This window comes from Aeromicrobium sp. 636 (assembly GCF_024433585.1).
In the GTDB taxonomy this organism is placed as follows: Bacteria; Actinomycetota; Actinomycetes; order Propionibacteriales; family Nocardioidaceae; genus Aeromicrobium; species Aeromicrobium senzhongii.
Map to the genome: position 1 here is coordinate 620732 of NZ_WNJU01000001.1, position 22171 is coordinate 642902.

At 69.7% G+C, this 22171-nt stretch carries 24 protein-coding genes; 2 read left to right on the forward strand and 22 right to left on the reverse strand.

The features are described 5' to 3' along the window. Window positions 1-4 precede the first annotated feature (4 nt). Entirely contained in the window at window positions 5-658 is a 654-nt protein-coding gene (locus GL325_RS03025) for a hypothetical protein (RefSeq protein WP_187768566.1), read from the forward strand. Here the strand turns inward: GL325_RS03025 and GL325_RS03030 are convergent. Genes GL325_RS03030 through GL325_RS03045 form a run of 4 tightly spaced genes read right to left on the reverse strand, consistent with a single transcriptional unit; the run spans window position 655 to window position 4962 of the window. Further along, a complete protein-coding gene (locus tag GL325_RS03030) occupies window positions 655-1188 on the reverse strand; it encodes a DinB family protein (RefSeq protein ID WP_187768567.1) in 534 nt (177 codons plus the stop codon). The genes GL325_RS03025 and GL325_RS03030 overlap by 4 nt on opposite strands. Next, window positions 1185-2951, reverse strand: a complete 1767-nt coding sequence (gene aspS / locus GL325_RS03035) for an aspartate--tRNA ligase (RefSeq protein WP_187768568.1) — start codon at window positions 2949-2951, stop codon at window positions 1185-1187. Before aspS ends, GL325_RS03030 begins: the two co-directional genes overlap by 4 nt. Beyond that, a complete protein-coding gene (hisS, locus tag GL325_RS03040; RefSeq protein WP_187768569.1) occupies window positions 2948-4270 on the reverse strand; it encodes a histidine--tRNA ligase in 1323 nt (440 codons plus the stop codon). Before hisS ends, aspS begins: the two co-directional genes overlap by 4 nt. After that, window positions 4267-4962 (reverse strand): MBL fold metallo-hydrolase, encoded by a 696-nt coding sequence (locus GL325_RS03045; protein ID WP_187768570.1) that lies wholly within the window; start codon window positions 4960-4962, stop codon window positions 4267-4269. Before GL325_RS03045 ends, hisS begins: the two co-directional genes overlap by 4 nt. Before the next feature lie 56 nt (window positions 4963-5018). Here GL325_RS03045 and GL325_RS03050 point away from each other — a divergent pair, with 56 nt between their 5' ends. Further along, window positions 5019-6242, forward strand: coding sequence for a DUF349 domain-containing protein (locus GL325_RS03050; protein ID WP_154595160.1), 1224 nt, complete (start codon window positions 5019-5021; stop codon window positions 6240-6242). A gap of 135 nt (window positions 6243-6377) precedes the next feature. Here the strand turns inward: GL325_RS03050 and GL325_RS03055 are convergent, their stop codons facing one another. From GL325_RS03055 to thrS, 18 genes are all read right to left on the reverse strand, one after another. Beyond that, window positions 6378-8702 carry a bifunctional (p)ppGpp synthetase/guanosine-3',5'-bis(diphosphate) 3'-pyrophosphohydrolase gene (locus GL325_RS03055; protein ID WP_255955456.1) on the reverse strand — a complete coding sequence of 775 codons (2325 nt, stop codon included), beginning with the start codon at window positions 8700-8702 and terminating at the stop codon, window positions 6378-6380. A 127-nt stretch (window positions 8703-8829) separates the two neighbouring features. Continuing rightward, window positions 8830-9360 (reverse strand): adenine phosphoribosyltransferase, encoded by a 531-nt coding sequence (locus GL325_RS03060; RefSeq protein ID WP_154595162.1) that lies wholly within the window; start codon window positions 9358-9360, stop codon window positions 8830-8832. Further along, window positions 9357-9656 carry a preprotein translocase subunit YajC gene (gene yajC, locus GL325_RS03065; RefSeq protein WP_187768571.1) on the reverse strand — a complete coding sequence of 100 codons (300 nt, stop codon included), beginning with the start codon at window positions 9654-9656 and terminating at the stop codon, window positions 9357-9359. The genes GL325_RS03060 and yajC overlap by 4 nt, the downstream gene beginning before the upstream one ends. A 10-nt stretch (window positions 9657-9666) precedes the next feature. Beyond that, window positions 9667-10716 (reverse strand): Holliday junction branch migration DNA helicase RuvB, encoded by a 1050-nt coding sequence (gene ruvB / locus GL325_RS03070; RefSeq protein ID WP_154596207.1) that lies wholly within the window; start codon window positions 10714-10716, stop codon window positions 9667-9669. 8 nt (window positions 10717-10724) lie between these two features. Next, on the reverse strand, window positions 10725-11315 hold the full coding sequence (gene ruvA, locus GL325_RS03075) for a Holliday junction branch migration protein RuvA (protein ID WP_187768572.1): 591 nt from the start codon (window positions 11313-11315) through the stop codon (window positions 10725-10727). Further along, complete coding sequence (gene ruvC, locus GL325_RS03080) at window positions 11312-11842, reverse strand: crossover junction endodeoxyribonuclease RuvC (RefSeq protein ID WP_154595164.1); 531 nt, start codon at window positions 11840-11842, stop codon at window positions 11312-11314. Before ruvC ends, ruvA begins: the two co-directional genes overlap by 4 nt. 130 nt (window positions 11843-11972) lie before the next feature. Beyond that, window positions 11973-12368, reverse strand: coding sequence for a hypothetical protein (locus GL325_RS03085; protein ID WP_187768573.1), 396 nt, complete (start codon window positions 12366-12368; stop codon window positions 11973-11975). Window positions 12369-12392: 24 nt separating this feature from the next. After that, entirely contained in the window at window positions 12393-13151 is a 759-nt protein-coding gene (locus GL325_RS03090; RefSeq protein ID WP_154595166.1) for a YebC/PmpR family DNA-binding transcriptional regulator, read from the reverse strand. 44 nt (window positions 13152-13195) lie between these two features. Further along, window positions 13196-13798, reverse strand: coding sequence for a pyridoxal 5'-phosphate synthase glutaminase subunit PdxT (gene pdxT / locus GL325_RS03095; RefSeq protein ID WP_187768574.1), 603 nt, complete (start codon window positions 13796-13798; stop codon window positions 13196-13198). A gap of 33 nt (window positions 13799-13831) precedes the next feature. Then, complete coding sequence (locus GL325_RS03100; RefSeq protein WP_255499330.1) at window positions 13832-15286, reverse strand: signal peptidase I; 1455 nt, start codon at window positions 15284-15286, stop codon at window positions 13832-13834. After that, window positions 15286-15972, reverse strand: a complete 687-nt coding sequence (locus tag GL325_RS03105; RefSeq protein WP_187411876.1) for a SipW-dependent-type signal peptide-containing protein — start codon at window positions 15970-15972, stop codon at window positions 15286-15288. Before GL325_RS03105 ends, GL325_RS03100 begins: the two co-directional genes overlap by 1 nt. Beyond that, window positions 15965-16621: a hypothetical protein gene (locus tag GL325_RS03110; RefSeq protein ID WP_187768576.1), complete on the reverse strand. Its 657-nt coding sequence runs from the start codon at window positions 16619-16621 to the stop codon at window positions 15965-15967. Before GL325_RS03110 ends, GL325_RS03105 begins: the two co-directional genes overlap by 8 nt. Next, window positions 16618-17187 (reverse strand): signal peptidase I, encoded by a 570-nt coding sequence (locus GL325_RS03115; RefSeq protein WP_187768577.1) that lies wholly within the window; start codon window positions 17185-17187, stop codon window positions 16618-16620. Before GL325_RS03115 ends, GL325_RS03110 begins: the two co-directional genes overlap by 4 nt. A 46-nt stretch (window positions 17188-17233) precedes the next feature. Beyond that, window positions 17234-17773 carry an alternate-type signal peptide domain-containing protein gene (locus GL325_RS03120; protein WP_187768578.1) on the reverse strand — a complete coding sequence of 180 codons (540 nt, stop codon included), beginning with the start codon at window positions 17771-17773 and terminating at the stop codon, window positions 17234-17236. Window positions 17774-18007: 234 nt separating this feature from the next. Then, window positions 18008-18922: a pyridoxal 5'-phosphate synthase lyase subunit PdxS gene (pdxS, locus tag GL325_RS03125; RefSeq protein WP_187411874.1), complete on the reverse strand. Its 915-nt coding sequence runs from the start codon at window positions 18920-18922 to the stop codon at window positions 18008-18010. A 73-nt stretch (window positions 18923-18995) separates the two neighbouring features. Then, complete coding sequence (gene pgsA / locus GL325_RS03130; protein ID WP_187768579.1) at window positions 18996-19601, reverse strand: phosphatidylinositol phosphate synthase; 606 nt, start codon at window positions 19599-19601, stop codon at window positions 18996-18998. After that, the gene (locus GL325_RS03135; RefSeq protein WP_154595173.1) at window positions 19601-20104 is read right to left on the reverse strand and encodes an HIT domain-containing protein; all 504 of its coding nucleotides are present in this window, start codon (window positions 20102-20104) and stop codon (window positions 19601-19603) included. The genes pgsA and GL325_RS03135 overlap by 1 nt, the downstream gene beginning before the upstream one ends. Beyond that, a complete protein-coding gene (gene thrS, locus GL325_RS03140) occupies window positions 20104-22074 on the reverse strand; it encodes a threonine--tRNA ligase (protein WP_154595174.1) in 1971 nt (656 codons plus the stop codon). Before thrS ends, GL325_RS03135 begins: the two co-directional genes overlap by 1 nt. Between the last annotated feature and the right edge of the window lie 97 nt (window positions 22075-22171).

Sequence of the window (22171 nt, forward strand, 5' to 3'; positions counted from 1 at the left end):
CGCGATGAGCATGTTCCTCCTCGTGCCCAGTCCCCTGCTCGGCCCGGCCACCTGGCGGCCCGTGCAGTCCTGGCTGCACGACCGGGGTCACGCGGCCTCGGTGGTGGACTTCGGCACGCAGTCGAGGACGCCCGAACGGGTGCGCGACGCGATCGTCAGGTCGGCCGCGGGCGGCCCGGTCACCCTCGTCCCCCACAGCAACGCGGGCCTGCATGCACCGCGGCTCAGCACCGTGCTCGACGTGGAGCGCACCATCTACGTCGATGCCGCCCTGCCTCTCGGCGTCGGGCCCAGGACGTCGCTGGCCCCGGAGCCCGTCCTGGACCTCCTGCGCGATCTCGTCGGGCCTGACGGGCACCTGCCCCCGTGGACGGACTGGTGGCCGAACATCGCCGATCTGTTCCCCGACCGGCGCACGTTCGAGACCGTGGCGGCCGAGCAGCAGCGGCTGCCCCTGTCGTACTTCACCAGCACGGTGCCGGTCCCTCCCGGGTGGTCCGAGCGCCCAGCCGCCTACCTCGCCTTCGGCGACACCTACGCCGCGGAACGCCGGTTCGCCCGGGAGGCGGGCTGGCCCACGATGACCCTGGACGGCGGTCACCTGCACCAGTTGATCGATCCGGCCGCGGTGGGCGCGGCGATCGAGGAGGTCGCCTAGTCCCCGGTGCGACCGTCGATGCACTCGCGCAGCAGGTCGGCGTGACCGTTGTGGCGGGCGTACTCCTCGATCATGTGCACCAACAGCTCGCGGATCGCGATGGTGCTGCCGTGATGAGGCACCCCGCGATCGAGGTCGGTCTCGTCGAGGACCTCGAACCACTCCTCGGCTCGGGCGATCTGCAGGCGCAACGCCCCGAACGCCTCGTCGACGCACTCCTGCGTTCCGACGGCGCCGGTGAAGTCGGCATCGCGGTCGTCCGCCTCGAGGAACAGCGGCTCCTCGTCGGACTGCTGGGCGACCCGGACGAACCAGTGGTGCTCGACGTACGCGAGGTGGCGCACGAGACCGAGCAGCGACAGCGTGCTGGGCGGCACGCTGCGCTGCGCCAGCTGCTCCGGGGAGAGCCCGTCGCACTTCAGCTGCAAGGTCAGCCGGTGGTAGGCCAGGTACTCGGCGTACGTGGCCAGCTCACCGACCGGCTTGCCCTGAGGGCGCGGGTCCTCCTCCGGAGGCAGCCAGGTGCTCATGCCTGGTTCTCGTCCTCGTCCTCGTCCGGGGTGGCGTCGACGCCGGCCTCGGCGCGCTGCTCGGGTGTGATCGGCGCCGGAGCCGCGGTCAGCGGGTCGTAGCCGCCGCCGGACTTCGGGAACGCGATGACCTCGCGGATCGAGTCGGCGCCGGCCAACAGGGCGACCGTGCGGTCCCAGCCGAACGCGATGCCGCCGTGCGGCGGGGCGCCGTACTTGAACGCCTCGAGCAGGAAGCCGAACTTCTCCTGGGCCTCCTCATTGCCGATGCCCATGATCTCGAAGACGCGCTTCTGGACGTCCTCGCGGTGGATACGGATCGAGCCGCCGCCGACCTCGTTGCCGTTGCAGACGATGTCGTAGGCCTGGGCCAGGGACTCGCCCGGCGTCGCGAGGGTCGCGGGATCCTGGGGCGCCGTGAACGCGTGGTGCACGGCGGTCCACTCGCCGCCGCCGACGGCGACGTCACCGGAGTCGAGCTCGCTGACGGACTCGAACATCGGCCAGTCGACGACGAAGCAGAAGGCCCACTTCGACTCGTCGATGAGGTTCTCGCGCTTGGCGATCTCGATGCGCGCGGCGCCGAGCAGCTGACGCGAGCTCTTGACCGGGCCGGCCGAGAAGTAGACGGCGTCGCCGGGCTTCGCGCCGACGGCCTCGACGAGACCCTCACGCTCGGCGTCGGACAGGTTCTTGGCGACCGGTCCGGTCAGCGAGCCGTCCTCCTGGACCAGCACGTAGGCCAGGCCACGGGCACCGCGCTGCTTGGCCCACTCCTGCCAGCCGTCGAGCGTGCGGCGGGCCTGCGAGGCGCCACCGGGGTGCACGACCGCGCCGACGTAGGGGGCCTGGAACACGCGGAAGGGCGTGTCCTTGAAGTAGTCGGTCAGCTCGACCAGCTCGAGGTCGAAGCGCAGGTCGGGCTTGTCCGAGCCGTACTTGCTCATCGCGTCCGCGTAGGTGATGCGCGGGAACGGCGTGGGCAGATCGACGTCGATCAGCTTCCACAGCGCGACGTAGATCTCCTCGGCCAGCGCCATGACGTCGTCGGGATCGACGAAGCTCATCTCGATGTCGAGCTGGGTGAACTCGGGCTGGCGATCGGCGCGGAAGTCCTCGTCGCGGTAGCAGCGCGCGATCTGGTAGTACCGCTCGAGGCCGCCGACCATGAGCAGCTGCTTGAACAGCTGCGGGCTCTGCGGCAGCGCGTACCAGGAGCCGGGACGCAGACGCGCCGGCACGAGGAAGTCGCGGGCGCCCTCGGGCGTGGAGCGGGTCAGCGTGGGCGTCTCGACCTCGACGAAGTCGTGACCCTCCAGCACCCGGCGCGCCGTGGCGTTGACCTTCGAGCGCAGCCGCATCGCGTGGGCCGGGGCGGGGCGGCGCAGGTCGAGGTAGCGGTGCTTGAGACGCGCCTCCTCCCCCACCTCCACGTGCTCGTCGATCGGGAACGGCAGCGGCTCGGACCTCGAGAGGATCTCGACGTCGTCGGCGATGACCTCGATCTCGCCCGTGGGGATCGCGGGGTTCTCGTTGCCCTCGGGACGGCGCTGGACCGTGCCGGTGACCTTGATGCAGAACTCGTTGCGCAGCTGGTGGGCGACGTCCTCGCGGACGACGACCTGGGCAACGCCGCTGGCCTCGCGCAGGTCGATGAAGGCGACTCCACCGTGGTCGCGGCGGCGCGCGACCCAGCCGGCGAGCGTGACGCTCTCGCCGATGTTCGCGGCGGTCAGGGTCCCGGCGTCATGGGTGCGGATCACGCTGTCGTCTCCTTGTGGGTCACCTGCGGTCGCAGGTCGGTCTCGGGGGGTGTCCAGGCGTCGGGATCGGCCGACACCTGCTCACCGGTGCGGATGTCCTTGGCCTGGTGTCCGTCATCGTTGACGAACCAGACGAAGGGGATGCCGCGGCGCTCGGCGAAGCGGATCTGCTTGCCGAACTTCTGGGCGTTGGGGGCGACCTCGCAGGCGATGCCGCGGGCCCGCAGCTGCTGGGCGATCGCGTCGCTCTCGGGGCGGGACGCCTCGTCGTTGACGGCCACCAGGACCACCGACGGCACCGACCGGCTGGCGGTGATGCCGCTGGTCGTGAGGGTCGACAGCAGGCGCGAGACGCCGATCGACAGGCCGACACCGGGGTAGGTGCGCTTGCCGTCGCTGGCGAGCTGGTCGTAGCGGCCGCCCGAGCAGATCGAGCCCAGGGCCGGGAACTCCGCCACCCGGGTCTCGAAGACCGTGCCGGTGTAGTAGTCCAGTCCGCGCGCGATGCGCAGGTCGGCGGTGACGGTCACACCCTCGACAGTGGCACACCCCGCGATGACGGCCTCCAGCTCGGCCAGTCCCTCGTCCAGCATCGGGTGCTCGACACCCAGGTCGCGGACACGCTGGACGAACGACGTGTCGGTCGTGATGATCTCGGCCAGTCCCAGGCAGCGGTTCGCCTGGTCCTCGGACAGTCCCAGGTCGCCCAGCAGGTCGGCGATCTTGTCGCCCGTCAGCTTGTCGAGCTTGTCGATGACCTGCATGACGGCGGTCGGCTGCTCGATGCCCAGGCCGAGGTAGAAGCCCTCGAGCACCTTGCGGTTGCTGACCTGCAGCGTCATCGACAGGCCGGGGATCGGCAGACCCGCCAACGCCTCGGCCATGACGCGGGCGACCTCGACGTCGAAGTGGAACGGCAGCGTGCCGTCGCCGACGATGTCGATGTCGGCCTGGGTGAACTCGCGGAAGCGGCCGGCCTGCGGGCGCTCGCCGCGCCAGACCTTCTGGATCTGGTAGCGGCGGAACGGGAACTGCAGGTGACCGGCGTTCTCGACGACGTAGCGCGCGAACGGCACCGTGAGGTCGAAGTGCAGCGCCAGCTCGGAGGCCTCGGACTCGTCGGCGTGCAGGCGCCGGACGGCGTAGACCTCCTTGTCGATCTCGCCCTTGCGCAGCAGCGTCTCGAGGGGCTCGACCGCGCGGGTCTCGATGTTGGCGAAGCCGTGCAGCTCGAAGACGCGGCTCAGGTGGTCGAGCACGGCGCGCTCGACGTTGCGCTCGGCGGGGAGGAACTCGGGAAAGCCGGACAGCTTGCTCATGCCATCAGCTCCAGCAGGAAGGGGTTGGTCTGCTTCTCGCGACCGATCGACGACTGCTGGCCGTGGCCGGGCAGCACCACGACGTCGTCGGGCAGCGTGAGGATCTTGCTCTGCAGGCTGCGCAGCATCTCGGCGTGGTCGCCACCGACCAGGTCGGTGCGGCCGATGGAGCCGAAGAACAGGAAGTCGCCCGAGAACATGATCTGCGAGACGGGCTCGGGGCCGGTGTAGTCGACGCGGTACGCGACGGTGCCCGGCGTGTGTCCCGGGCAGTGGTCGACGGTGATCGTCAGGTCGCCCACCTCGATCGTGGCGCCGTCGACGGCGTCGCGGACGTCGGCCGGCTCGCCGAACTGCGACGGGTCGATGTCGCCGATCTGCTCGCGCAGCATCGCGGCGGACTCGTTCGAGATCGCGGCCATCGGGTCGGCGAGCAGGTGGCGGTCGGTCGGGTGGATCCACAGCGGGCAGCCGAACTCGTCGGCGACCTGCTTGGCGTCCCACATGTGGTCGAAGTGTCCGTGCGTCACGAGGACGGCGGCGGGTCGCAGTTCATGCTCGGCGACGACCGCGCGCACCCCCTCGGCGGACTGCTGGCCCGGGTCGACGATGGCGCACGGTTGGCCCGGTCCCGAGGCGACGAAATAGCAGTTCGCCTGCAGTGGTCCGGCGGGGAAGGCGGTGAGAAGCACGCCTGTCAGGGTACGCGAGGACGCCACCGTGCCGCGAACCTCCTAGACTGACCGCCATGAGCGACTGGGGCCGTGTGGACGCAGATGGAAACGTCTACGTCAAGGAGGGTGACGGCGAGCGGCTGATCGGACAATGGGTGACCGGCGGAGACGCCGACGAGGCGCTCGCGTTCTACACGCGACGGTTCGAGAACCTCGAGACCGAGGTGAACCTGCTGGAGAAGCGCATCGAGGCCGGCACGGTGTCGCCCGACGACGCCACGAAGGCGATCGCGACGATCCGCGAGCAGCTCGTCGACGCCCAGGCGGTCGGTGACCTCGCCTCGCTGTCGACGCGCCTCGACGCCCTCGAGCCCTCCCTCGGTGAGCTGCGTGCCAAGCGCAAGGCCGAGCGCGAGCAGCGCACCGCCGAGGCCACCGAGGCCAAGACCCGCATCGTCGACGAGGCCGAGAAGATCGGCGCCGGCCAGGACTGGCGCAACGGCGCCGACCGGCTGCGTGCGCTCCTCGACGAGTGGAAGGCGCTCCCTCGCCTCAGCAAGTCCGCCGACGACGAGCTGTGGCACCGCTTCTCGACCGCGCGCACCGCGTACACGAAGAAGCGCAAGGCCCACTTCGGCGAGCAGAGCGAGCGCCGCGAGAAGGCCCAGAAGATCAAGGAGAAGCTGATCGAGGAGGCCGAGGCCCTCTCGAACTCCACCGAGTGGGGCGCGACCTCGAGCGCCTACCGCGACCTCATGCAGCGCTGGAAGGCCGCCGGCTCGGCTCCCCGCAACGTCGAGGACAAGCTCTGGAAGCGCTTCCGCAGCGCCCAGGACGTCTTCTTCTCGGCCCGCGAGGCCGCCAACGCCGCCGAGGAGGCCGAGTTCGCCGAGAACGCGGTCGCCAAGCGCGAGATCCTCGTCGAGGCCGAGGCACTGCTGCCGATCAAGGACCTCGACTCGGCTCGTCGTGCCTGGCACGACATCGCCGACCGCTGGGAGGCCGCCGGCAAGGTCCCGCGCGACCAGATCAAGGAGCTCGAGGGCCGCATCCGCGTCGTCGAGAAGGCGATCCGCGACGCCGGCGACCAGGAGTGGAAGCGCACCGACCCCGAGAAGTCGGCCCGCGCGGACGACATGATCACCAAGCTCGAGGACGCCATCGCCGCGATCGAGGCCGACCTGGCGAAGGCCGAGGCGGCCGGCGACCAGAAGAAGATCAAGGACCTGCGCGAGAACCTCGAGTCGCGTCAGGCCTTCCTCGACATCGCCAAGCGCACCGCGTCCGACTTCAGCTGACGTCGCTGCCCCGCCCCGCTGATCCCGATACGCGGGCTCGTTCCTCGCCCTGCTACTCGATCACCTGTGCCGCTGCTCCGCTGATCGAGTGCGGGCGAGCGCAGCGAGACCGTGTAGCGAGATTGGTCCGGCGAGCTACTGAGTGACGCGGTAGGCGTCGAAGACGCCCGGCACGTTGTTGACGGCCTTGAGCACCGATCCCAGGTGCTTGGCGTCGCCCATCTCGAACGTGAAGCGGCTCTTGGCCACGCGGTCGCGGCCGGTGCTGAGCGTCGCCGACAAGATGTTGACGTGCTGGTCCGAGATCACCTTGGTGATGTCGGACAGCAGGTGCGGCCGGTCGAGGGCCTCGACCTGCATCGCGACGAGGAACGTCGTCTTGGTGTTCGCGACCCAACGCACGTCCACGACGCGCTCGGTCTGCGCCGCGAGGCCCTTGAAGTTGGCGCAGTCGGTGCGGTGCACCGAGATGCCGGAGCCGCGCGTGACGAATCCGCGGATGTCGTCGCCCGGGACCGGCGTGCAGCAGCGCGCCAGCTTGACCAGCATGTCGCCCGAGACGCCCACGACCTCGACGCCGGCGTCGCCGCGCATCCTCGAGGACGGGCGGCTGGAGCGCACGGGCATCGCGGTGGCCTCGGCGGCCTCCTCCTCGGCTCCCTCGCGGCCGCCGGCCAGGTCGATGACCCGGTCGACGACGTTCTGGGCACCGACGTTGCTCTCGCCGACCGCCGCGAACAGGGTGGAGACGTCGGCGTAGCCCATCTCCTTGGCCACCGTGTCGAGGTTCGCCTGCCGGAACAGGCGATGCATCGGCAGACCCTCCTTGCGCATCTGCTTGGCGATGAGGTCCTTGCCGTGGTCGATGGCCTCCTCGCGGCGCTCCTTCGTGAACCACTGGCGGATCTTGTTGCGCGCCCGCGGGCTCTTGACGAAGTCGAGCCAGTCACGGCTCGGCCCGGCGGTGGGCGACTTGGACGTGAAGATCTCGACGACGTCGCCGCTCTGCAGCTCGGACTCCAGCGACACGAGCCGGCCGTTGACGCGGGCTCCGACGCACGTGTGCCCCACCTCGGTGTGAACGGCGTACGCGAAGTCGACCGGAGTGGCCCCGGCCGGAAGCTGGATCAGGTCGCCGCGCGGCGTGTAGGCGTAGACGCCCGCGTTCTGCATCTCGAAGCGCAGGGAGTCCAGGAAGTCGGTGGAGTCCTCGGTCTCGGACTGCCAGTCGACGAGCTCGCGCAGCCACACCATCTCGTTGCCGCTGGGGCCGTCCTTGCCGGCCTTGCCGCCGACGGCGGCCAGCGACTCGGCCTTGTACTTCCAGTGCGCGGCGACACCGAACTCGGCGCGGCGGTGCATCGCGTAGGTGCGGATCTGCAGCTCGACGGGCTTGCCCTGCGGGCCGATCACCGTCGTGTGCAGCGACTGGTACATGTTGAACTTCGGGACACTGATGTAGTCCTTGAAGCGGCCCGGGATCGGGTTCCAGCGGGCGTGCAGGACGCCCAGCACGGCGTAGCAGTCGGCGACGTCCTCGACGAGGATGCGCACGCCGACGAGGTCGAAGATGTCCGAGAACTCGCGGCCGCGGACCAACATCTTCTGGTAGATCGAGAAGTAGTGCTTGGGCCGGCCGGTGACGCGGGCCTTGATCTTGGCGTGACCCAGGTCGGAGTTGACGTCGCGGATGACGCGCTCGAGGAACGCCTCACGCGACGGCGCGCGCTCGGCGACGAGTCGCACGATCTCGTCGTAGACCTTGGGGTGCAGCGTCGCGAACGCGAGGTCCTCGAGCTCCCACTTGATCATGTTCATGCCCAGCCGGTGCGCCAGCGGGGCGAAGATCTCGATCGTCTCGCGCGCGATGCGCTCCTGCTTGTCCTGACGCAGGTAGCGCAGCGTGCGCATGTTGTGCAGGCGGTCGGCCAGCTTGATGACCAGGACGCGGATGTCGCGCGCCATGGCGACGACCATCTTGCGGATGGTCTCGGACTGGGCCGAGTCGCCGTACTTGACCTTGTCGAGCTTGGTGACGCCGTCGACCAGGTGGACGACCTCGTCGCCGAAGTCCTTGCGCAGCTGCTCGATCGTGTAGGGGGTGTCCTCGACCGTGTCGTGCAGAAGCGCGGCGCACAGCGTGGGCGCCGTCATGCCGAGCTCGGCGAGGATGGTGGCCACGGCGAGCGGGTGCGTGATGTACGGGTCGCCGCTCTTGCGCTTCTGGCCCTCGTGCATCGCCGCGGCGACCTCGTAGGCCTTCTGGATCGACGTGACGTCACCCTTGGGATGGGTGTCGCGGTAGATCTTGATCAGCGGGTCGAGGACCGGGTTGCCTCCGCCGGTGGACTTGCCGCCGATACGGGCGAGCCGGCTGCGCACGCGCGCGGACGTGCGCGCCGAGTCGGGATTCTTGGACTCGGTCGCCTTGATCGGCGCGCCCTCGGTGCGGTCAGCCACGCATGCCTCCTTCAGTCCATTCTACGGAGGCGGCGTCACATGGCGCCGGTGATCACCGTCGCCAGCACGCCCAGCAGGAGCGCGGCGATGGCGATGATGGCGACGATCCGGACGGTGCGCTGACTCATCAGTACTCCAACAGGGCGGTCAGGGGAACACCGGCGAGCACGTCGCGGCCTCCCAGGGCGGGCAACTCGATCAGGACGAGCGCGCCGGCGACCTCGGCCCCCGCGCGCTCGAAAAGCCGGACGGCGGCGGCCAGGGTGCCGCCGGTGGCCAGGACGTCGTCGACGATGAGCACCCGGGCACCCTCGGTCACGGCGTCGGCGTGGATCTCGATGACGGCCTCGGCGTACTCGAGCGCATATGCCTCGGTGAGCCGCGCGGCCGGCAGTTTGCCGGCCTTGCGGACCGGCACGAGGCCGGTGCCGAGCGCTTCGGCGATCAACGGCGCGAGCAGGAAGCCGCGCGCCTCGACGCCCGCGACGACGTCGATCGGGCCGAGGGCGCGAGCGGCGTCCACGAGGGCCTCCACCGTCGCGGCGAGTCCTGCGGGATCGGCCAGCAGCGGGGTGATGTCGCGGAACGTGACACCGTCCTCGGGCCAGTCCTCGATCGCGCGGATCAGACGCGATGCCACCTGCTGGAAGTCGGTCATTCCGTCGGCTCCGTCGGCTCCGTCGGCTCGTTCGGCTGCGCGACCTCGGCGACCGCGGCGCGCGCGACGGTGACGACGACGCCCGGGGCGATCTCGAGGCCGATGGTGTCGTCGTCCAAGCTGCGGACGGTGCCGTGGATGCCGCTGCTGATCATGACCCGAACGCCGGGCTGGAGGGCGTCCTGCATCTGCCGCAGGGCGGTGAACTGCTTCTGACGCTCACGCATGGGGCGGATGATGAGCAGGAAGAAGACGAGGGCCAGTAGGGCCAAGGGGATGAAGTCAGCGGCAGTCACCGCATGAACTCTAGTCGGCCGCGTCGAACGGCAGTTGCCCGGCGCCCGCCTCAGGCGGTGCCGTGAGGCCGAGGTGGCGCCATGCCGCCGCCGTGGCGACCCGGCCGCGCGGGGTCCGCGCGAGGAAGCCCAGCCGGACCAGGAACGGCTCGGCCAGCTCCTCGACGGTCTCGCGCTCCTCGGCGACCGCGACGGCGAGCGTGGTGATGCCCACCGGTCCCCCGCCGAAGTTGCGGCACAGTGCGTCGAGCACCGCTCGGTCGAGGCGGTCCAGGCCCAGCTCGTCGACCTCGTAGAGGTCGAGCGCGGCCCGGGCGACCCGGTGGTCGACCACGCCGTCGGCGCGCACCTCGGCGTAGTCGCGCACGCGCCGCAGCAGCCGGTTGGCGATCCGGGGTGTCCCCCGCGACCGCGAGCCGATCTCGGCCGAGGCGTCCTCGCTGATCTGCAGGCCGAGAAGGTCGGCCGAGCGGCGCACGATGCGGTCGAGATCGGCCGCCTCGTAGTAGTCCAGCTGGGCCGTGAACCCGAACCGGTCGCGCAGCGGCCCCGGCAGCAGGCCGGCCCGTGTCGTGGCGCCCACGACGGTGAAGGGCGGGATCTGCAGCGGGATCGCGGTGGCGCCGGGGCCCTTGCCGACGATGACGTCGACGCGGAAGTCCTCCATCGCCATGTAGAGCAGCTCCTCGGCGGGCCGGGACATGCGGTGGATCTCGTCGATGAAGAGCACGTCGCCCTCGTTGATCCCCGAGAGGATCGCGGCGAGGTCGCCGGCGTGCTGGATCGCGGGGCCGCTCGTGAGCCGCAAGGGCGCGGAGAGCTGGTTGGCGATGATCATCGCGATCGTGGTCTTGCCCAGGCCGGGCGGACCGGACAGCAGCACGTGATCGGGCGTGCGGTCGCGCGCGACCGCCGCGTCGAGCACCAGGGCCAGCTGCTCGCGCACCCGCTCCTGACCGATCAGCTCGTCGAGCGTGCGGGGGCGCAGCGCCTGCTCGAACGCGCTGTCCTGCGGCCCGGCCGCCTCGGCGACGATCGACTCGAAGTCCGATCCCTCCATGTCCATGCTCACCGGCCTCGGTCCATCGATCGCAGGGCGTCGCGCAGGATCGTGGAGACGTCCGGCTCGTCACCGACGCCGTCGGCCACCCGGTCGATGGCCGCGTCGGCGTCCTTGGCCGACCAGCCGAGCCCGACGAGCGCCTCGTGGACCTGGTCGCGCCAGCCGGAGACGGCGGGCGCGGACGTGCTGGAGGCGACGGCGCCGACCCGGTCCTTGAGCTCGACGACGATCCGCTCGGCGCCCTTGCGCCCGATGCCGGGCACCTTGGTCAAGGTGGCGTGGTCCGACGACGCGATCGCGGTGCGCAGCCGCTCCGGCGGCAGGACGGCGAGCATGGCCTGGGCGACCTTCGGCCCGACGCCGCTGGCGGTCTGGACGAGCTCGAACATGTCGCGCTCCTGCGCGTCGGCGAAGCCGTAGAGCGTCATCGAGTCCTCGCGCACGACCATCGAGGTCCACAGCGTGGCCTCCTGCCCGATCCTCAGGTCGGCGATCGTCGAGGGCGTGCACATGACGTGGTAGCCGACGCCGCCCAGATCGAGGACGGCCGAGTTGAGCGAGACCGTGGCGACGGTCCCCCGCACGTGCGCGATCATCGTGCCGTCCCCGCCGCCGCGACGGCCGCGGCCAGACGGCTCTGGGCCCCACCGCGCCACAGGTGGCAGATCGCCAGCGCGAGCGCGTCGGCCGCATCGGCCGGCTTGGGCGGAGCGTCGAGACGCAGCAGGCGCGCGACCATGGCGGCCACCTGGGCCTTGTCGGCGCGACCGCTGCCGGTGACGGCGGCCTTGACCTCGGACGGCGTGTGCAGCTGCACGGGGACACCGTGGCGCGCCGCGACGAGCATCGCGACGGCGCTGGCCTGGGCGGTGCCCATGACGGTGCTGACGTTGTGCTGGCTGAAGACCCGCTCGACGGCGACGACGTCGGGCCGCAGCCGGACGACGAGTTCGTCCAGCGCGCGCTCGAGACGCAGCAGTCGCTTGGCGAGGTCGAGATCGGCGGGCGTGCGCACGACACCGACGTCGACGAGGTCGAGCGGACGGCCCACGCTGCCCTCGACGACGCCGATGCCGCACCGGGTCAGGCCGGGGTCGACACCGAGCACACGAAGGGAACGCATGTTCGACACCCTATGCGCTCGTCCCAGTCCCGCTCGGGTGCCACGCCGGTCCCGAGATTTGCTCCCAAACTGACTTTTCAGACCCTCTGAGAGGTGGAAATGGGAGCAAATCTCGGGGCGGACGGGGACTTCAGCCGGTGAGCTGGGCGTCGGGTGTGCGCGAGATCTCCTCGGCGAGCTCGTCGGCGACGCGGCGGGCGGCGGCCCGCCCGGCGACGAGGGTGCGATACCGGGGCTCGGGCGAACCGTCGCGCAGCAGCTCGACCGGGTACCGGGCGAACAGGACCCAACCGGCGAACACCAGGGCCGGCACGAGCAGCAGGACCCACGCCCGGTCGCTCTTGACCAGGACCGGGCTGAGCATGCCGAGCAGCAACAGTCCGACGATGACCAGCAGCGGTCCGAACCCGCTCCCGTCGTCGGTGCCGCCACCGACGACGAGGTCGCCGTCGCGCCCCCGCAGGCCCGGACGCGCCACGCGCACGGTCCACCCGACGCCGTCGGGGGTGCGCACGTGACGATCCATGGCCACATCATGGCCGAGCCGGGATCAGAGGTCGGCCATGACCTCGTCCGGCGCGTCGAAGTTGGCGTAGACGTTCTGCACGTCGTCGCTGTCCTCGAGCGCGTCGATCAGCCGGACCACCTTGCCGGCTCCCTCGGCGTCGACCTCGACGGTGACACTGGGCACGAACGAGGCGTCCGCGGAGTCGTAGTCCAGTCCGGCGTCCTGCAGCGCGGTGCGGACGGCGACCAGGTCACCGGGCTCGCACAGCACCTCGAAGCTGCCGTCGTGGTCGTTGACCTCCTCGGCCCCCGCGTCGAGCACGGCCATCAGGACGTCGTCCTCGTTGGTCGGCCCGCCCTCCTGCTCGGCCGGGACGATGATGATGCCCTTGCGGTTGAACATGTACGAGACCGATCCGGGATCGGCCATCGTGCCGCCGTTGCGGGTCATCGCGGTGCGGACCTCCATGGCGGCCCGGTTCTTGTTGTCGGTGAGGCACTCGATCAAGAAGGCGACACCGTTCGGGCCGTAGCCCTCGTACATGATCGTCGTGTAGTCGACTCCCCCGCCGTCGGCGCCACCGCCACGCTTGACCGCGCGGTCGATGTTGTCGTTGGGGACCGACTGCTTCTTCGCCTTCTGGATGGCGTCGTACAGCGTCGGATTGCCGTCGGGGTCAGGTCCACCGGTACGCGCCGCCACCTCGATGTTCTTGATGAGCTTGGCGAAGAGCTTGCCGCGCTTGGCGTCGATCGCGGCCTTCTTGTGCTTGGTGGTCGCCCACTTGGAGTGGCCGGACATGGCGTTCTCCTTCTTCCTGGTGGCGCCCCGTCACGACCGGTGAGTCACGACTGGGCGATGAACTCGACGAAGCTGCGGTGGACGCGATCGTCGCCCGCCATCTCCGGGTGGAACGACGTTGCCATGATGTTGCGCTGTCGAACGGCCACGATCTTACCGTCGGCCTCGCCCCCGCGAACGCGCGCGAGGACCTCGACGCCCGATCCGGCCGACTCGACCCACGGCGCGCGGATGAACACCGCGTGCACGAGCTCGTCCATGCCGCTGAACTCCAGCTCGGTCTCGAAGGAGTCGACCTGGCGTCCGAAGGCGTTGCGGCGGACCACGATGTCGAGGCCGCCGAAGGTCTCCTGCCCGTCCGTGCCGTCCTCGATCTTCTCGGCGAGCATGATCATCCCGGCGCAGGTGCCGAAGGTGGGCATGCCGCCGCGGATGCGCTCAGCCAGCGGCTCGAAGAGGTCGAAGATGCGCGCCAGCTTGCCCATGGTGGTCGACTCGCCCCCGGGCAGCACGAGGGCGTGACAGCGGGCCAGCTCCTCGGGCCGACGCACGGGCAGCGCGTCGACGCCCGCACGGTCCAACGCGGCGAGGTGCTCGCGCACGTCACCCTGCAGGGCGAAGACACCGACGGTGGGAGCAGCGTTCACGCGGCGAGTGTAGTCACCGCGTCGACCCTGCCGTCAGTCGACCGTGAAGCGGATCGTGCGCTCGGTTGTCGCCCGGGTGGGCGAGGCGTTGTCGGTGATCCGCAGGTAGAGGGTGTAGTCACCGGACTGGTTGAACGTCGTCCGGGGGCCACCCGAGCCGAGCGGCACGCGCCACGTGACCGTCGAGCCGGAGGTGTTCGGCACGTCCGGACTAGTCGTCGGCGTGCGCCACGTGCCGCAGCCCGCGAGGTAGAAGCCCGGCGGCAGAGCGGTGCCGATCTTCGGGTCCCAGCACTGGGTGCCGAGCCAGTTCGCACGCTGCAGGCGGTACTCCACGGTGGAGATGCCGTTGGGGTCGGCAGCCGTGCCGCACGGCGCGGGGAGGCTGAGGCACGCTAGACCGACCGCGACGTCGACGGCCTTCGTCGACGGATAGGTGAAGCCTTCCAGCGGCGCCGCGATCGTCAACGTCGGCGGCAGGTTGATGTCGCCGCAGCGCACTGTCGTCGCGTCGACGGTCACCTCGGTCTGGCGGTCCGAGGTCGACAACCAGGCACTGGTGGCCGAGCCCTTGAGCTTGGACCGTCCCGAGATCATGTACGTTCCGGCGGCGAGCGATTCGCCGTTCGCCAGCGTCGCACGCGTGATCTTGGTGGTGACCACCGAGCCGACCGTGGGGTTGCTCGGCGCGACCGTCAGGAACGCACGGGTGGAGATCGCACCTCCCTTCGGTCCGCGGTACCAGACCATGTCGTACCGCGCCGACGTGAGCTTGTAGCGCAGGGTGACCGATCCGTCGGCGTTGTTCGTGCACGGGGACGTGTCCCAGTCGAAGATGCGCACCTGGTGTGCCTGGATCGTGCCCGCCTCGAAGGTCGAGTTGTCGACGAAGTACGCCTCCGTTGTCGGGGGCGGGCTGAGCGTGCCGGCACCCAGGCCCACGGCCGCCACGACGACGGCGATCCCGGCCCCGACCCCCGGGCGCTGCTGTCCCGTTCCGGGGCGGCGGAAGAAGCTTCCGATGAGCAGCGCGACCAGGATGCCCGCGACGAACATCGCCCACGGGCTCGCCAACCAGTTCGCGAGGTAGCCCAGGTAGGGCACGTCGAAGAACACCCGGTCGACCTCGGTGACGACGTACGGCTCCTCGTCCGGGCTCTGGTTGGCGTCGCCCTGCAGGACGAGGCTGACCTGATCGTCCGCTCCCCGATCGACCTTCACGACGCGGTGCGTCACGCGGACGCCGTCGGAACCGATGACCGAGACGATGTCACCGGTCGCGAGGTCCTTCGCCTCGACGCTCCTGGCCAGTGCGAGCGCGCCGGCGTCGATGGCCGGCGACATCGAACTGGAGCGGAAGATCAACGGCTGGACGCCGGCGACCACCGTCGCGAGACCGAGCACCAGGGAGATCACACCGAGGACCGCCGCCACCCAGAGCACGGCATTACCGACACGAGCCGCGGCTCTTTGCAGACGAGGCTCCATCACGTCGTCCCGACCTGCTTGCCGGTGAGGACGACCTTGATCGTCGTGGACTTGCCCTGGATGCTGTTGGGCGCCTCGGCGGCCAGGCCGGCCAGTATGCAGACCTGGATGGACGCGCCGGGGACCAGGCTGACGGCTCGGTTGTTGGGCGTCACGTGCGCCGGCGTCGTGGACAACGCGTGGCCGGCCCACCACGCCTCGGTGCCGTTGTCGCAGTGGCCCTTACGGTTCACGGCCTCGCGGGTGCCGTCGTTCCGGGCCGCGGCGCCGAGCCAGGTGGACGCCTTGAGGTGCGTGCCCAGGTCGTTCGAGGCGGAGGTGCCCACTCCGGTGAACGTCAGCGGGGTCGTGCCGACGTTGCGCAGGTGCAACTCCATCGCGACGGACTCCCCGGGCGAGACGTTGTCGAGCTGGAGCACCGAGTAGTTCCACGGCTGATCCAGACCGATCGCCTGCCACTGGATCTCGTCGGTGACCGGGTGCCGGCCGCCCAGCTGCAGATCGAGGCTGCCGGCCTCGATCTTGCCGGTCGTGAAGGTGGCGGTGTCGGCCCAGTACGCCGTGGTGCCGACGGCGGCGAAGCCCAGGACCAGCCCGAGCGACAGCAGCATCCGCACCTGCACCGAGGCGATCCGGCGCCACGCGGTGCGCAGGCGGGCACGGCCCTTCGTCATGGATTCATGCATGTTCGTCATCTCCCTCGCGCCGTCCGGCGGCCATGAAGGCCGCGCCGACGGCAGTGGCCGCAGCGGCCAGCCAGATCAGTATGGCGGGTGTCGAGGCACCCGTTCGGGACAACCAGCCGTCGGACCGACCGGATTCGCCGCCGTCACCGGCCTCGGCACTGGCGCCCGCGACGCCTTCGTCGGCATCGGTCAGGCGCAGGCCGAGCGTCAGGTTCAGCCGACTCGCCTGCGAGACGTTCGTGGACGCGGGTTCGAGCTTGGCCCGGACGTCGACGCGGACGGCGGAGCTGGGCCGCAGACTCTCCTGCGTCAGCTCGCCGGACGGCCGACCGTTGCGCAGCGTGAACCACTTCCCCTGGACTCGCGCACGCATCGTCACGTCACCACCGGCCCACAGGTCGTCACCATCGTCGGAGCGCACCGTGGCGACGAGCCGGGCGTGGGTAAGAGCCTGGTTACGGACGTAGAACGAGACCGTCCGCGTGTCTCCGGGCACCCAGCGGGTGCCGGGGTCGAAGAGCGGCTCCGTGAGTGTCGCGGACCAACGCCGCCCATCGCGACTCACACCGATCTCGTCTGCAGCCGCCGCCGGGGCGACGGCGGACAGGATCAGCGCGGCCGAGACCGCGGCCGGCGCGAAGCGCCTCATCGGTCCGACTCCGTGCGACGCCGGGAGACCCGGGCGCGCAGCGCGCCACCGAACATCCATGCGGCGTACAGACCCAGGCCGCCGGCCACCACGTAGACCGCGGTGTTCCGCCGCTCCTGGCCGATCGCGTTGCCCATCCATCCGAGTCCGGGAACCGAGTACCAGACCACTCCCCTGATCTGGACCGGTTGGACCGGCGCGAGGTCGTCGGCGCTGTTGGCATCGCCCCTCGTGGTGAAGGACGGCTGCCCGTCCGAGCCGAGGGCGACCGCGACCACGCGGTGCGTCACGACGGTCGGCTCACCGGACGTCAACTGGTAGGTGATCACCGAGCCGATGCCGATCTCCTCGGCGGGCGTCGGCTTGACGACGACGAGCGTGCCCGGCGGGTACTTCGGCTGCATGGAGCCGGTCAGGATCGTGTAGGGCGTCGCGCCCCCGATCCTGGGGATGAGCACACCGACCGTGACGGCCGAGGCGGCCACGAGGATGACGACCCAGGCGAGCGCCTGGCCTGCCCACCACAGCGCCGTGGGGCGCCTGCGGTCGGTCGTGGTTGTCGTCATGCTCGTGGTCCTCAGTCGATGGTCGGTGGTTCAACTCAGCCGGAGATCACGCCGCGGCGGGCGTGGCATCCTTCTGCGTCAACGTGACCTTGCCTGCGGTCAGGTTGACGGTCATGGCCTGCGACGCGTTGTCGACGACCGTGCCGAACGGGAGGTCGACCAGGACCGTGGCGGTGAGAACCTTGCCGTTGTCCGCGACCGTGAGCTCGTCGCCCTCGGCCAGCGCGGTCGTACCCAACGTGTAGGTGTCGGTCACCGTGATCTTGTCGGCGATGCTCGGGGTCCCATCGAGTCCGTCGAAGTCGACCAGAGCCTTGATGTTCTGTCCGGTGGCCTTGACGGTCCAGCTGCCCGTGTACGTGAGCTCGTCGCCAGGAACGATGAGCACGGCGGCCGGGTTCGCCACCGTGGTGCCGTTCAGGGTCCACTGGCTCGTGGTGGGCGCCGTGAGCTTCAGCTCACCGGCGGTGATCGTGCCGCCCGCGATGTCACCTTCGGCGTTCCAGTACGCGAGCGAGCCCGCACCACCGAGCAGCAGGACGGCGGCGGCTCCGGCGGCGACAGCACCCTTGGTGGACTTGTTCATTTTCTTCTCCCTCATGAATGGCTGATCGACCATCGATCAACATCGTTAACTTCAGTAACAATGTAGCGACGAAATGACGGCATGATGGTGCCAAATGTGAAGAAATGCAGAAGATGGGACGGACGTCACGAACGATCCGGGCCAGAGGTCATGGTCACTTGTGACTAAAGGCCCCACACAAACGAATACCCCCGGTCGGAACCGGGGGTATTGCGTCGAAGCGGGTGGTACAAGTCACCAACCGCGGGTCTCGAGGCGGTGCGGCTCGGGGATCTCGTCGACGTTGATGCCGACCATCGCCTCGCCCAGGCCGCGCGAGACCTTCGCGATCACGTCGGGGTCGTCGAAGAAGGTCGTGGCCTTGACGATGGCCGCGGCGCGCTCGGCCGGGTTGCCGGACTTGAAGATGCCCGAGCCGACGAAGACGCCCTCGGCGCCCAGCTGCATCATCATCGCGGCGTCGGCCGGAGTGGCGATGCCGCCGGCGGTGAACAGCACGACGGGCAGCTTGCCGGCCGCGGCGACCTCGGCCACCAGCTCGTACGGCGCCTGGAGCTCCTTGGCCGCGACGAACAGCTCGTCCTTCGACATGCCCTGCAAGCGGCGCAGCTCCGCGCGGATCTTGCGCATGTGGCCCGTGGCGTTGGAGACGTCACCGGTGCCGGCCTCGCCCTTGGAGCGGATCATGGCCGCGCCCTCGGTGATGCGGCGCAGCGCCTCGCCCAGGTTGGTCGCGCCACAGACGAACGGGACGGTGAAGGCCCACTTGTCGATGTGGTTCTCGTAGTCGGCCGGGGTCAGCACCTCGGACTCGTCGATGTAGTCCACGCCCAGGCTCTGCAGCACCTGCGCCTCGACGAAATGGCCGATGCGGGCCTTGGCCATGACCGGGATCGAGACGGCCTCGATGATGCCGTCGATCAGGTCCGGGTCGCTCATCCGGGCGACCCCGCCCTGGGAGCGGATGTCGGCGGGGACGCGCTCGAGCGCCATGACGGCGACGGCGCCGGCATCCTCGGCGATCTTGGCCTGCTCGGCGTTGACGACGTCCATGATGACGCCGCCCTTCAGCATCTCGGCCATGCCGCGCTTGACCCGCGCGCTGCCGGTGTTGGTCGACGGGTCGGTGGGGAGGTTCTCGGTGCTCACCACGTCAGTCTACGAGGAGAACCGGCGCGCGCCCTGCCGGTCCGCCACCACTGAGACGCGCGAGGTCGCGAGATCAGGCCGCGTCGGCCTGGCGCTTGACCATCGCCATGCGCTGGCCGACCGTCACCAGGCTCGCTACGGCCAGCACCCACAGGGCGATGTGCTGCAGGATCGGCAGGTCGAACAACCCGGACAGGCCCGTCATCACCAAGATGGCGACGAGCCGGTCGGAACGCTCGGCGATGCCGCCCTTGGCCTCCATGCCGAGCGACTCCGCGCGAGCACGGGCGTAGGACGTGAGGCTGCCCAGCACCAGGCAGGCCAGGGCGAGGCACAGGTAGACCCTCGAGTCGCCGTCCCAGGCGTACCAGAGCGCGATGCCGCCGAACACGGCCGCGTCGCCCATCCGGTCGAGGGTGGAGTCGAGGAACGCGCCGTACTTCGAGCTGCGGCCGAGCTTGCGCGCCATCGTGCCGTCGATGATGTCGCTGAACACGAACGCCGTGATGAACAGCGTCCCCCAGAAGAAGTTGCCCTGCGGGAAGAAGTACAGCGCGCCGAACGAGACGCCGATGGTGCCGACCCACGTGACCATGTTCGGCGTCACGCCGATCTTGATGAGCCCGTCCGCGACGGGCGAGAAGACCTTGTTCCAAAAGGCCCGGAAGCGCTCCAGCATCAGGCCACCTCCCCCCACACCGACCGCAGCAGATCCGCGGACTGGGCGACCGTCTGCGGGAGCGTCTTGGTGTGTCCCACGATGGTCATGAAGTTGGCGTCGCCGCCCCAGCGCGGCACGACGTGCTGGTGCAGGTGCTGCGAGATCGAGCCGCCCGCCGCAGAGCCGAGGTTGAGGCCCACGTTGAAGCCGTGCGGGGTGCTGATCGCCCGGGTCGCGCGGATCGCGTGCTGGGTCAGCGCCGTCAGCTCGCTGGACTCCTCCAGGGACAGGGCCGTCAGATCCGCCACGTGCCGGTTCGGCAGCACCATGAGGTGCCCCGGGTTGTACGGGAACAGGTTCATCGTCACGAAGCAGTGCTCGCCGCGGACGACGAGCAGATCGGTCTGCCGCTCACCGGCGACGATCGCGCAGAACGGGCACCCCGGATCGTTCGCGCTCTCGCGGACGTACTCCATCCGATAGGGCGCCCAGAGCCGCTCGAGTCCGTCGGGGTCGGCCATCAGACCTGCACCCGATCGCGCACCGCCGCGACGATCTTGTCGATCGCGTCGTCGAGCGAGACACCGTTCTCCTGCTCGCCGTTGCGATAGCGGAACGACACCGCGTTGGCCTCGACGTCCTTGTCCCCCACCAGCACCATGAACGGCACCTTCTGGGTCTGGGCGTTGCGGATCTTCTTCTGCATGCGCTCGTCCGAGTCGTCGACCTCGAAGCGGATGCCCTCGGCCTTCAACCGGACCGCGAGCCGCTCGAGGTACTCGACGTGACGCTCGGCGACCGGGATGCCGACGGCCTGCACGGGCGCGAGCCACGGGGGGAAGGCGCCGGCGTAGTGCTCGACCAGGACGCCCATGAAGCGCTCGATCGAGCCGAACTTCGCCGAGTGGATCATCACCGGCTGCTGGCGCGTGCCGTCGGCGGACACGTACTCCAGGTTGAACCGATCGGCCGACGGCTGGTTGAAGTCGTACTGGACCGTGCCCATCTGCCAGGTGCGGCCGATGGCGTCGCGGGCCTGCACCGAGATCTTGGGGCCGTAGTAGGCCGCTCCCCCGGGGTCGGGCACGAGCTCGAGGCCGGTCGCGGTGGCGACCTCCTCGAGGACCTTGGTGGCGGTCGCCCAGTCCTCGTCGGAGCCGATGAACTTGTCCTTCGACGCGTCGCGCGTGGAGAGCTCGAGGTAGTAGTCGTCCATGCCGAAGTCATCGAGCAGGCTCAGCATGAAGTTGAGCAGGTGGGCGACCTCTGCCGGCGCCTGCTCGGGCGTGACGTAGGAGTGCGAGTCGTCCTGGGCGAAGCCGCGCACGCGGGTCAGGCCGTGGATGACGCCGGACTTCTCGTTGCGGTAGACGTGGCCGAACTCGAACAGCCGCAGCGGCAGCTCGCGGTAGGAGCGCTGGCGTGAGCGGTAGATGAGGTTGTGCATCGGGCAGTTCATCGCCTTGAGGCGGTAGTCGCCGCCGTCGACCTCGATGGGCGGGAACATCCCCTCGCCGTAGTACGGCAGGTGGCCCGACGTGTGGAACAGGCCCTCCTTGGCGATGTGCGGCGTGCCGACGTACTCGAAGCCCTCCTCGATGTGCCGGCGACGGACGTAGTCCTCCATCTCGCGCTTGATGACACCGCCGCGCGGGTGGAACACCGGCAGGCCGGAGCCGATCTCGTCGGGGAAGCTGTACAGGTCCAGCTCGGCGCCCAGGCGGCGGTGGTCGCGACGCTGAGCCTCCTCGATGCGGTGCAGGTGCGCCTCGAGGTCCTCCTTCGTGGGCCACGCGGTGCCGTAGATGCGCTGCAGCTGCTTGTTCTTCTCGTCGCCGCGCCAGTAGGCCGCGGCCGACCGCATGAGCTTGAAGGCCGGGATGCGCTTGGTGGTGGGCAGGTGCGGGCCGCGGCACAGGTCCTTCCACGCCAACGAGCCGTCGCGCTTGAGGTTGTCGTAGATGCTGAGGCCGCCCTCGCCGACCTCGACGCTGGCGCCCTCGGCGGCATCGCCTGCGGTGGACTTGAGGCCGATCAGCTCGAGCTTGTACGGCTCGTCGGCCAGCTCCTCGCGCGCGTCGTCGTCACTGATCTCGCGGCGGCTGAACTTCTGGCCCTCCTTGACGATCTTCTTCATCCGGGACTCGATCTTCTCGATGTCCTCGGGAGTGAACGGCACCTCGACGTCGAAGTCGTAGTAGAAGCCGTCGGCGATCGGCGGGCCGATGCCCAGCTTCGCGTCGGGGAACAGGTCCTGGACCGCCTGGGCCATGACGTGCGCCGTCGAGTGACGCAGGATGTCGAGGCCGTCGGGCGACTCCATCGCGACGGGCTCGACGGCGTCGCCGTCGGCCAGCTCACGGGACAGGTCGACGAGGGCGCCGTTGACGCGGGCCGCGATCACCTGGGGATCGTCGGCGAACAGCTGCCACGCCCGCGTCCCGGGTTCGACCTGCTGCTCGGCTGCATCGACGGTGATGGACAGACTCATACGAACCCCTTGGTGACTGGCGGCCCCTACGGCTGGGCAGCGCTCTTGGCCTCACACTACCGACGTCGTCGTTCACCACGAGGACCGTCCCGGTCCA